The sequence below is a fragment of the Kitasatospora sp. NPDC059803 genome (assembly GCF_042732255.1).
GTDB lineage: Bacteria > Actinomycetota > Actinomycetes > Streptomycetales > Streptomycetaceae > Kitasatospora.
This window is the reverse complement of record NZ_JBHWIJ010000310.1, coordinates 1-9,922: the sequence shown is the minus strand read 5'-3', so window position 1 is coordinate 9,922 and position 9,922 is coordinate 1. Positions and strand designations below refer to the sequence as shown.

General features: G+C 70.8%; 9 protein-coding genes and 1 tRNA gene. 7 read left to right on the top strand and 3 right to left on the bottom strand.

Annotated elements, in window-relative coordinates; genetic code table 11:
• Window positions 1-111 precede the first annotated feature (111 nt).
• Window positions 112-1,794 (bottom strand): APC family permease, encoded by a 1,683-nt coding sequence (locus ACFV6I_RS33205; RefSeq protein WP_380429400.1) that lies wholly within the window; start codon window positions 1,792-1,794, stop codon window positions 112-114.
• Between the two features lie 358 nt (window positions 1,795-2,152).
• Window positions 2,153-2,237: transfer RNA gene (locus ACFV6I_RS33200), tRNA-Leu, on the bottom strand.
• A 384-nt stretch (window positions 2,238-2,621) separates the two neighbouring features.
• On the opposite strand from ACFV6I_RS33200, the gene ACFV6I_RS33195 reads away from it, so the two are divergent.
• Window positions 2,622-3,164 carry an ATP-binding protein gene (locus tag ACFV6I_RS33195; protein WP_079136359.1) on the top strand — a complete coding sequence of 181 codons (543 nt, stop codon included), beginning with the start codon at window positions 2,622-2,624 and terminating at the stop codon, window positions 3,162-3,164.
• Window positions 3,165-3,196: 32 nt separating this feature from the next.
• Here the strand turns inward: ACFV6I_RS33195 and idi are convergent, their stop codons facing one another.
• A complete protein-coding gene (idi, locus tag ACFV6I_RS33190) occupies window positions 3,197-3,853 on the bottom strand; it encodes an isopentenyl-diphosphate Delta-isomerase (protein ID WP_380429397.1) in 657 nt (218 codons plus the stop codon).
• 516 nt (window positions 3,854-4,369) lie between these two features.
• Here idi and ACFV6I_RS33185 point away from each other — a divergent pair.
• The 6 genes from ACFV6I_RS33185 to ACFV6I_RS33160 all read left to right on the top strand — a co-directional run bounded on the left by ACFV6I_RS33185 (window position 4,370) and on the right by ACFV6I_RS33160 (window position 9,779).
• Entirely contained in the window at window positions 4,370-5,125 is a 756-nt protein-coding gene (locus ACFV6I_RS33185; protein WP_063350091.1) for a sugar phosphate nucleotidyltransferase, read from the top strand.
• The gene (locus ACFV6I_RS33180) at window positions 5,113-6,174 is read left to right on the top strand and encodes an iron-containing alcohol dehydrogenase family protein (protein ID WP_063350092.1); all 1,062 of its coding nucleotides are present in this window, start codon (window positions 5,113-5,115) and stop codon (window positions 6,172-6,174) included. The genes ACFV6I_RS33185 and ACFV6I_RS33180 overlap by 13 nt, the downstream gene beginning before the upstream one ends.
• A gap of 91 nt (window positions 6,175-6,265) precedes the next feature.
• Window positions 6,266-7,003: a CDP-alcohol phosphatidyltransferase family protein gene (locus ACFV6I_RS33175; RefSeq protein WP_063351558.1), complete on the top strand. Its 738-nt coding sequence runs from the start codon at window positions 6,266-6,268 to the stop codon at window positions 7,001-7,003.
• Window positions 7,000-7,899: a glycosyltransferase family 2 protein gene (locus ACFV6I_RS33170; RefSeq protein WP_380429393.1), complete on the top strand. Its 900-nt coding sequence runs from the start codon at window positions 7,000-7,002 to the stop codon at window positions 7,897-7,899. The genes ACFV6I_RS33175 and ACFV6I_RS33170 overlap by 4 nt, the downstream gene beginning before the upstream one ends.
• 136 nt (window positions 7,900-8,035) lie before the next feature.
• Entirely contained in the window at window positions 8,036-8,977 is a 942-nt protein-coding gene (locus ACFV6I_RS33165) for an ABC transporter permease (protein WP_380373811.1), read from the top strand.
• Window positions 8,970-9,779, top strand: coding sequence for an ABC transporter ATP-binding protein (locus ACFV6I_RS33160; protein WP_063350095.1), 810 nt, complete (start codon window positions 8,970-8,972; stop codon window positions 9,777-9,779). The genes ACFV6I_RS33165 and ACFV6I_RS33160 overlap by 8 nt, the downstream gene beginning before the upstream one ends.
• Window positions 9,780-9,922 lie beyond the last annotated feature (143 nt).

Sequence of the window (9,922 nt, the reverse complement as noted above, 5' to 3'; positions counted from 1 at the left end):
GGCGGCGTGTCAGCCTCGCCCCGCCCCCCCCCCCCCCCCGCGGCCCCCCCCCCCACCCCCTCGCGGGCGCTCACCAAACCCCCCGCCCCAGATGCGGCTTTGTGCGCTCCCTCAGGCCCGCGAGGCCTCCCGCGGCTCCTGGCCGGAGCCCGCGGAGCCCGCAGAGCCGTCGGAGCCCTCGGCGGCCGCAGCCTCCTCGGCCAGCTCGCGCCGGACGGCGGCCAGGGACGGGTTGGCCCATGCGCTGGCGACGCCCCAGTGGTAGAAGGCCAGCGCGATGGCCGCGACGACCAGCAGGTCCCAGCCCTCGGGCAGGTAGCCCTGGCCGCCGAAGTCGGTGCTGCCGGCCCAGGAGACGCCGGCCATCACGAACAGGTACGCGACCATCCAGGCGCCCGCCTTCAGGTGCGGCTTCAGCTCGGCCCACGGCTTGCGCAGCTCGTACCAGGCCCAGATCGGCAGACCGGCGGCCATCAGCAGGATGACCTTGCCGGTGAGCGGCCAGCGGGCCCAGTACAGGACCAGCGAGCCGAACACCATCGCCACGGGCGCGATGACCGGCATGGCCCGCAGCCGGACCGGCCGGGGCAGGTCCGGCGCGAGGCGGCGCAGCGCCATCACGGCGACCGGGCCGGTGACGTACGAGATCACGGTGGCGACCGAGACGATCTCGGCCAGCGAGCCCCAGCCGCGGAAGACCGCGAGGAACAGGAAGGCGACCACCAGGTTGAGCACCAGGGCCGGGCGCGGGATGCCGGTCTTGGCGTCGACCTTGCCGAAGATCTTCGGCAGGTGGCCGTTCTCCTGCACGCCGTGGATCATGCGCGAGGTGGTGGCGGCGTAGATCATGCCGGTGCCGCTGGGGGAGACGAAGGCGTCCGCGTACAGCAGCAGGGCGAGCCAGTTGAGGCCCCAGACCATCGCGAGGTCGGCGAGCGGCGAGGTGTAGGCGAGGCTGCTCCAGCCGTGCGACAGGTCGGCGGCCGGGATGGCACCGATGAAGGCGATCTGCAGCGCGACGTAGATCACCAGGGCGATCAGGATCGAGCCGATGACGGCCTTGGGCAGCGACTTGCCGGGGTTGCGGGCCTCGCCGGCCAGGTTGAGCGGGGACTGGAAGCCGTTGAAGGCCCAGACGATGCCGGACACCGCGACGGCGGTGAACACGGCGCTCCAGCCGTTCGGCGCGAAGCCGCCGTGGTCGGTGAAGTGGGCGGTGTCGAAGTGGGCGAACAGCAGCGCGCCGGCGGTCAGGGTCGGGACGATGACCTTGAAGACGGTGATCGCCGTGTTGGTCTTGGCGAACATCGTGATGGCGAACCAGTTGAGGATGAAGTAGCCGACCAGCAGCACGCTGGCCAGTGCCACCCCGCTCAGGGTGAGTTCCTTGCCGTTGTACAGCCCCTGTGCCCAGCCGAAGTGCCAGGAGCTCATGTACTGGACGGAGGCGGTGGCCTCGCCGGGGATGACCGAGACGATGGCGATCCAGTTGGCCCAGGCGGCGAGGTAGCCGGCCAGCGAGCCGTGCGAGTACTGGCCGTACCGGACCATGCCGCCGGCCTTGGGGAACATCGACCCGAGCTCGCTGTAGGTGAGCGCGATGGTCAGTGCCACGGCGGCCCCGATCACCCAGGCCAGGATCGACGCGGGGCCGGCCAGCCGGGCGGCGCGCTCGGCGCCGAACAGCCACCCGGATCCGATGATCGATCCGAGCCCCACGGCGGTGAGGCTGATGGTGCCGAGCGATCGCCGGTAGTTCTGATGTGATGCCGTCGGAGACTCTGGCTCACTCAACGTATCGGTCCTCTCGCTCGGGGTTTCATCGGGTGGTGTCGTGGTTTTTACGCTGGTTTCCGGACAAACGGAGACAGCCTATGGGGCCAAAACGGGCGAATACCTCAAGGGAAGCTCAAACTGTCCGATCGTTGCCATCTCGTGTCCGCTTTCCGGGTCACGACAGCCGCAGAAGTCGCCTGGGTCACAGCGGTTGCGGGGGTCGCGAGCGCCGCAGCGGCCACCCGGTCCGCACGGAGAACCCGAGAGGACCTGCGAGAACTCGAGAGAACCCGAGAGAACCCGTGGATGGCGACGGCGCGCCGGGAAAAAGAAATTCCCCGCGGGTTCCTTTCGGATCCCACGGGGAATTCGGTTGTGTCCGAGGGGGGACTTGAACCCCCACGCCCGATAAAGGGCACTAGCACCTCAAGCTAGCGCGTCTGCCATTCCGCCACCCGGACAGGGTGTGTGCTTCGGGGTTTTTCTCGCCCCCTCGGCGACAGAGAGAACATTACCAGGGTTCTGGAGTGCTTCTCACCTGCGTTTCCCCGGGTGGGGGGATGTCCGGGTCGGTCGGGGTGGTCGGGCTGGCTGGGATGGGTCGCCACGGTGCGCGAACCCCGGCCGAAGCGGTGGCGAGCGCGAAGGAAACGGTCGACCCCGGCGGCGGCCGCGGTCCGTTCCGGCCGGAAGCGGTCCGACACGGGCAAGTTGTCGACGGTGCCACGGTCCCGGCGGTGCCTCTCCTAGCCTCTGTGGATCGAGGGCGCCATGAGCGGAACGCCTGATTCCCGGGTCGCGGACACTCCCGGGTCGCGGACGAAGGGCGGCTGGACGTGGAGCAGATCAGCGGGGCGGCGAAGGCCGAGCCGAGACGCGCCGGAGCGGAGCGCGCACCCGCCGAGCCAAGACGCACCGGGCCGGAACGCACCGGGCCGGAACGCGCACCCGCCGGACCGGTCGAGGGCGTGTGGCGCTTCCCGGTGCCGGCCGAGGAGGCCTCGGTGCCGCTGACCCGGCACGCGGTCCGTGACCGCCTGCTGGCCCAGGGGATGGCCGGGGTGCGCTACCAGGAGCTGGTGGACGACGTGCTGCTGATCGTCTCGGAGCTGGTGAGCAACGCGGTGACGCACGCGGCGAAGCTGTCGCCGGAGGTGACGACCGAGCTGGCGGTCCGCCGGGGCTGGGTCCGGGTGTCGGTCGAGGACGGTGACCCGTACCGGCCGAAGGCGCTGGAGAGCGACACCGGGCGGACCGGTGGCCGCGGCCTGCTGCTGGTGAAGAGCGTGACGTTGCAGGCCGGCGGGGTGTGCGACGTGGAGCGGACGGGGGAGGGCGGCAAGGTCATCTGGGCCTCGCTGCCCGTCCCCCCGGAGACCGACGACTGAGCGCCGCGGGCCCGCCGACCGGTCCCGCCCGCCTACCAGTCCCGCCCGGCGATCTCCCGGATCCCCGGCAGCGCCGCCTCGAAGACCGTCTCGAACCACACCGAGAACGGCCGCTCGGCGCGCAGCTCCCGCAGTTCCTGCGCGGTCACGAAGGCGTAGTCGTCCACCTCGTCGGGGTTGGGCTCGACGGGCGCGGTCACCAGCCCGACGAACAGGTGGTTCCACTCCCGCTCGATCAGCCCGGTGGCCTCGTCCGGCAGGTCGTAACGGACCGTACCCGCCTCGCAGAGCAGTGCCGGCGCGATGCCGAGCTCCTCGGCGGTGCGTCGGGCGGCGGCGACGAACGGGGGCTCGTCCGGGTACGGGTGGCCGCAGCAGGTGTTCGACCAGACGCCGGGGGAGTGGTACTTGCCGAGTGCCCGCCGCTGGAGCAGCAGCCGCCCCTGGCGGTCGAAGAGGAAGACCGAGAACGCGCGGTGCAGCCGGCCGGGCTGCTGGTGTGCCCAGTGCTTCTCGGCGGTGCCGGTGGTGACGCCCTCGTCGTCGACCAGTTCCAGCAGGATCTCGGGACCGGCGTCGGCGGTCCCGGTCGAGGCCCCCGGGGCGACCGTCACGTCCGTCTCGACGTCGAGACCGGTGTCGATCTCGGAGTCGAAGTGTGTCGGGTTGGTCGGCAGGCTCTGGGGCATGGGGCCTCTTTCGGGAGGGGGGAGCAACGGAAGCATCGGGGTACGTCCGGTACACCGGGTGCAGCGGACGCAGCGGGGGCACCGGCGCCGGCGTCGGGCTCCAGTCTGCCGTATGGGTGGCGGTGGGGACGGGTCCCACGCACAACCGGGCGGATCATGACCGTCCGCAGGTCGATTCCGGGCACAGATGGGTCCAAGTCGCTCCCGGAAGGGTCATCGGAATAGCAGAATTGTTCGGCATTCGTTCGAGTTGCGTTCGATCACCGCTTCGCCCCCTCGTTCGATCATCGCCTCGCCCCCGCGTTCGATCACCGCTTCGCCACCCTCCCGTCACCTCGCGGCCCCCGGCCGCGTTCGGGTCGGCCGCCCGGGTCGCCTACCATCGCTTACGGCACGGTGCCCGCACTCGCGGCGGCACCGGCGCGCCGATTCGCGGCCCGGCCGGACGGAAAGCCGGTGCCCCAGCACCCCGCGCGCACCGCCCCGCGCACCGCACGACGGATCAGGAGACCCCGCATGATCGGCCTCGTTCTGGCAGCCGGCGCCGGCCGCCGGCTGCGCCCGTACACCGACACCCTGCCCAAGGCGCTGGTGCCGGTCGACGGGGAGCGGACCGTGCTGGACCTCACCCTCGGCAACTTCGCCGAGGTCGGCATCCGTGAGGCCGCGATCGTCGTCGGCTACCGCAAGGAAGCGGTGTACGACCGCAAGGACGCCCTGGAGAGCAAGTACGGCGTCAAGCTCCACCTGGTCGAGAACGACAAGGCCGAGGAGTGGAACAACGCGTACTCGCTCTGGTGCGCCCGCGAGCTCTTCGCCGAGGGCCTGCTGCTGGCCAACGGCGACACCGTGCACCCGTCGTCCGTGCAGCGCACCATGCTGGAGGGCAACCAGCGCCTCGTCGAGGCCGGCACCGCCCCCGGCATCCTGCTGGCCCTCGACACGGTGAAGAAGCTCGCCGACGAGGAGATGAAGGTCGTCGTCGACCCGGCCGCCGGCATGCGCCGCATCACCAAGCTGATGGACCCCACCGAGGCCACCGGCGAGTACATCGGCGTCACCGTGATCAACCCCGCCGCCGCCGCCGACCTGACCGACGCGCTGCGCGCCACCTACGAGCGCGACCCGCAGCTGTACTACGAGGACGGCTACCAGGAGATGGTCGACCGCGGCCTGCGGATCGACGTGCAGCCGATCGGCGAGGTCTCCTGGGTCGAGGTCGACAACCACGACGACCTGGCGAAGGCGCGGGAGATCGCGTGCCAGTACTGACCCGGCTGGTTCCGTCGCCGCTGTTCGTCGAGGTCCGCCCGGGCGCGCTGGACGCGCTCGGCGGCATCCTCGCCGACCAGCGGCTGTCCGCCTCGGGCCGGATCGCGGTGGCGATCAGCAACGGCTCGGGCGCGGCGATGCGCCGGCGCCTGGAGCCGGCCCTGCCCGGCGCCGACTGGTACAACGTCGACGACGGCAGCCTGGACAGCGCGGTGCGCCTGGCCGAGTCGGTGCGCGGCGGACACTACGACGCGATGGTCGGCCTCGGCGGTGGCAAGATCATCGACGCCGCCAAGTACGCCGCCGCCCGAGTCGGCCTGCCGCTGGTCGCGGTCGCCACCAACCTGGCCCACGACGGCATCTGTTCGCCGGTCTCCACGCTCGACAACGACGCCGGCCGCGGCTCCTACGGGGTGCCCAGCCCGATCGGCATCATCGTCGACCTGGACGTGATCCGGCAGGCCCCGCCGCGCTTCGTGGCAGCCGGCATCGGCGACGTGGTCTCCAACATCTCCGCCTGCGCGGACTGGGAGTTGTCGCACGCGGTCACCGGCGAGCCGGTGGACGGACTGGCCGTGGCGATGGCCCGCTCGGCCGGCGAGAACCTGCTGCGGCACCCAGGTAACACTCAGGATCAGGACCTCCTCACGGCCCTCGCGGAAGCCCTGGTACTGTCCGGCATCGCGATGAACATCGCGGGCAGCACCCGGCCTTCCTCGGGTGCCTGCCACGAGATCTCGCATGCTCTGGACGTGCTGTACCCCAAGCGTTCCGCCCAGCACGGCGAACAGGTCGGCCTCGGCGCCGCGTTCGCCAGCTTCCTGCGGGGCGAGCGCGAGCTGACCGGTCTGATCGTGGAGCGCCTGGCGAGCCATGGACTGCCGGTGACCGCAGCTCAGATCGGTTTCACCGAGGCGGAGTTCACCGACGCGGTGCACTACGCTCCGAACACCCGCCCGGGGCGCTTCACCATCCTTGAGCACCTCGACCTCTCCCCCTCAGCAATCAGGGACGCGTACGCCGACTATGTCCAAGCCGTCAACAGCTGACCCCTCCACCACGGGCGCCGAGCGGCCCCCGGTGGACCTGACCCGCCGGCCCTCGATCGAGGAACTGCGCGCGGTGATCCACCCGGAGGGCATGCTCCAGCGCCGCAGCGCCGAGCACTGGGCCGGGCGCCTGTACATGCGGCGGATCTCGCTGCGGATCACCCGCGTGCTCTCCACCGTGACGGCGATCACGCCGAACGGCCTGACGTACCTGATGATGTTCACCGGCGTCCTGGCCGGCGTCGCGCTGGTCGTACCGGGCATCGCGGGCGCGGTCCTGGGGGCCCTGCTGATCCAGGTCTACCTGCTGCTGGACTGCGTGGACGGCGAGGTGGCCCGCTGGCGCCGGCAGACCTCGCTCACCGGCGTCTACCTGGACCGGGTCGGCCACTACATGTCCGAGGCGGCCCTGCTCACCGGGCTGGGCCTGCGCGCCACCGACCTGCTGCACCGCGAGGGCGGCGGCTCGCACTGGGAGTGGGCGTTCCTGGGCACGCTGGCCGCGCTCGGCGCGATCCTGATCAAGTCCGAGACGGACCTGGTGGACGTGGCCCGGGCCCGCAGCGGCCTGACGGCGGTCGAGGACAGCGCCGCGGTGCCGCGCTCGTCCTCGGTGGCCAAGGCCCGCCGGGCGGCCTCCTTCCTGAAGTTCCACCGCCTGGTCGGCGCGGTCGAGGCCTCGCTGCTGATCCTCGCGGCCGGGATCGCCGACGCCGTCCACGGCGGGCTGTTCTTCACCCGGATCGCGGTGGTGGCGCTGGCGGCGATCGCCATGCTGCAGACCGTGCTGCACCTGCTGAGCATCGTCCTCTCCAGCAGGCTGCGATGAGCGCCCCGACCAGCGCGGAGAGCTTCCGCCTCGGAGCCGTCATCATCACCATGGGCAACCGCCCCGAGGAACTGGCCGCCCTGATCGACTCGGTGCGCGCCCAGGAGGGCGCGGCGGTCGAGCTGGCCGTGGTGGGCCAGGGCGCCGAGCTGCCGCCGCTGCCGGAGGGCGTGCGCAGCGTCGAGCTGCCGGAGAACCTCGGCATCCCGGGCGGGCGCAACGTCGGCATCGAGCTGTTCGGCTGCGACGGCCGGGACGTGGACGCCGTCCTCTTCCTGGACGACGACGGGCACCTGCCGCGCACCGACTCGGCCCGCCTGCTGCGCGAGGCCTTCACCGCCGACCCGGAGCTGGGCATCGTGGCCTTTCGGATCGCCGACCCCGACACCGGCGTGACCCAGCGCCGGCACGTCCCCCGGCTGCGCGCCAGCGACCCGCTGCGCTCGTCCCGGGTGACCACCTTCCTGGGCGGCGCGACCGCCGTGCGCTGCGCGGTGTTCGAGCAGGCCGGGCAGCTGCCCGCGGAGTTCTTCTACGCCCACGAGGAGACCGACCTCGCGTGGCGCGCGGCGGACGCCGGCTGGGCCATCGACTACCGCGCGGACGTGGTGCTGCACCACCCGACGACCTCGCCCGCCCGGCACGCCACCTACTTCCACAACATCGCCCGTAACAGGGTTTGGCTCGCCAGACGGAACCTTCCGGCCCTGTTGGTGCCTCTCTATCTGGGAACCTGGTTCCTGCTGACCCTGGCCCGCCGCCCCTCCTCGGAGGCGCTGAAGGCCTGGTGGGGCGGGTTCCGGGCGGGCTGGCGCGAACCCTGCGGTCCGCGGCGGCCCATGCGATGGCGTACCGTTTGGCGATTGACCAGGCTGGGCCGGCCACCGGTCATCTGATCGAATGATCGATCGCTGCGGCCGGTGACCACACACCGGCCGGACTCTCCCCGTGATCCAGTGGATCCCCATCGGCGCAAGGCCGGCGGACCCCCGTCGACCGGCCGCCCCGACCGATCCCGCGTGAAGGACGAATGTGTCGACAGTGAGTGAACCCGTCAGCCTCTCATCCCCCAGGGGGGTGGACGCGGGCCTGACCCCCAAGCAGCTTGCGGACAAGTACGGCCTGGCCGTGAGCGGCAGGCGGCCCGGCCTGATTGCCTACACCAAGCAGCTCTGGGCCCGGCGCCACTTCATCTGGGCCTTCGCCACCGCCCGCCTGGTGGCCCAGTACACCGACGCCAAGCTCGGCCAGCTGTGGCAGGTCGTGACGCCGCTGCTGAACTGCGCGGTGTTCTACCTGGTCTTCGGTGTGATCCTGAAGAGCAAGGACAACTTCCCGCCGGACACCTACATCGCCTGGCTCTGCATCGGTGTCTTCGTCTTCCAGTTCACCCAGAACGCGGTGCAGTCCGGCACCCGGGCGATCGCCGACAACCTCGGGCTGATCCGCGCGCTGCACTTCCCCCGGGCCTCGCTGCCGATCGCGTTCACCGTGATCCAGCTCCAGCAGCTGCTGATCTCGATGGTGGTGCTGGTCGGCACCGTGCTGGTCAGCGGCATCAAGCCGGGCCGGACCTGGCTGCTGATCATCCCGGCCCTGGTGCTGCAGATGATGTTCAACACGGGCATCGCCCTGGTCATGGCGCGGCTCGGCTCCAAGACCAGCGACATCTCCCAGCTGATCCCCTTCGTGATGCGGGCCTGGATGTTCCTGTCCGGCGTGATGTTCAGCATCCAGGACAAGATCCAGGAGTGGCCCAAGTACATCCAGACGCTGATGGCCCTCAACCCGGCCTCGGTCTACATGGACCTGCTGCGGCACGCCTTCGCGCCGATCATCTACAACAAGCACCAGCCCTCGTACCAGGAACTCCCGCTCCACCAGTGGACCTACGCCATCGGGTGGGCGGTCGTGATGTTCGTGATCGGATACGTCTTCTTCTGGAAGGCCGAGGAGGAGTACGGCCGTGGCTGACGTCGAACTGAGCAAGCTGGACACCGTCCGGGACGCGGATGTCGCCCGCGAGCCCACCGTCGTCGTCGACGACGTGCACATCGTCTACCGGGTGCACGGCGCCGGCTCCGGCAAGGGCAGCGCCACCTCGGCGATGAGCCGCATCATCAGCCGCAAGCGCTCCGCGGGCGTGCGCGAGGTGCACGCCGTGCGCGGCGTCAGCTTCACCGCCTACAAGGGCGAGGCGATCGGCCTGATCGGCTCCAACGGCTCCGGCAAGTCGACCATGCTGGCCGCCATCGCGGGCCTGCTGCCGACCGAGAAGGGCGGCATCTACACCAACGGCCAGCCCTCGCTGCTGGGCGTGAACGCGGCGCTGATGAACGAGCTCACCGGTGAGCGCAACGTCATCCTCGGCTGCCTGGCGATGGGCATGGCGCCGGCCGACGTGCGCAGCCGCTACGAGGACATCGTCGAGTTCTCCGGCATCAACGAGAAGGGCGACTTCATCTCGCTGCCGATGCGCACGTACTCCTCCGGCATGGGTGCCCGCCTGCGCTTCGCCATCGCTGCCGCGAAGACCCACGACGTGCTGCTGATCGACGAGGCGCTGGCCACCGGCGACCAGGCGTTCCAGCAGCGCAGCAAGAAGCGGATCGACGAACTGCGCAAGTCCGCCGGTACGGTCTTCCTGGTCAGCCACGACAACAGCTCGATCCGCGAGGTTTGCGAGCGGACGATCTGGATCGAGGCCGGCGAGCTGATCATGGACGGCCCGACCGAAGAGGTCGTCGGCCGCTACGAGCGCGGCGAGCGCCCGTAGGGCGTGTCTGACAATTCCCGCCGGGCGCGCGACGCCGGGCATCCCGCCTGGACGCACCGGCGAAACGCCCAAGTACGGCCCAGTACGAGGACGCTTCGCCGGCACGCCCAGCCGGGCGCCCAACGCCGCGCGCTGATCCGCCG

Bases quoted from the DNA above. Each gene is read 5' to 3' on its own strand.
- idi (WP_380429397.1), bottom strand. From the start codon at position 3,853: ATGCCCCAGAGCCTGCCGACCAACCCGACACACTTCGACTCCGAGATC.
- ACFV6I_RS33185 (WP_063350091.1), top strand. From the start codon at position 4,370: ATGATCGGCCTCGTTCTGGCAGCCGGCGCCGGCCGCCGGCTGCGCCCG.
- ACFV6I_RS33175 (WP_063351558.1), top strand. From the start codon at position 6,266: ATGCTCCAGCGCCGCAGCGCCGAGCACTGGGCCGGGCGCCTGTACATG.
- ACFV6I_RS33170 (WP_380429393.1), top strand. From the start codon at position 7,000: ATGAGCGCCCCGACCAGCGCGGAGAGCTTCCGCCTCGGAGCCGTCATC.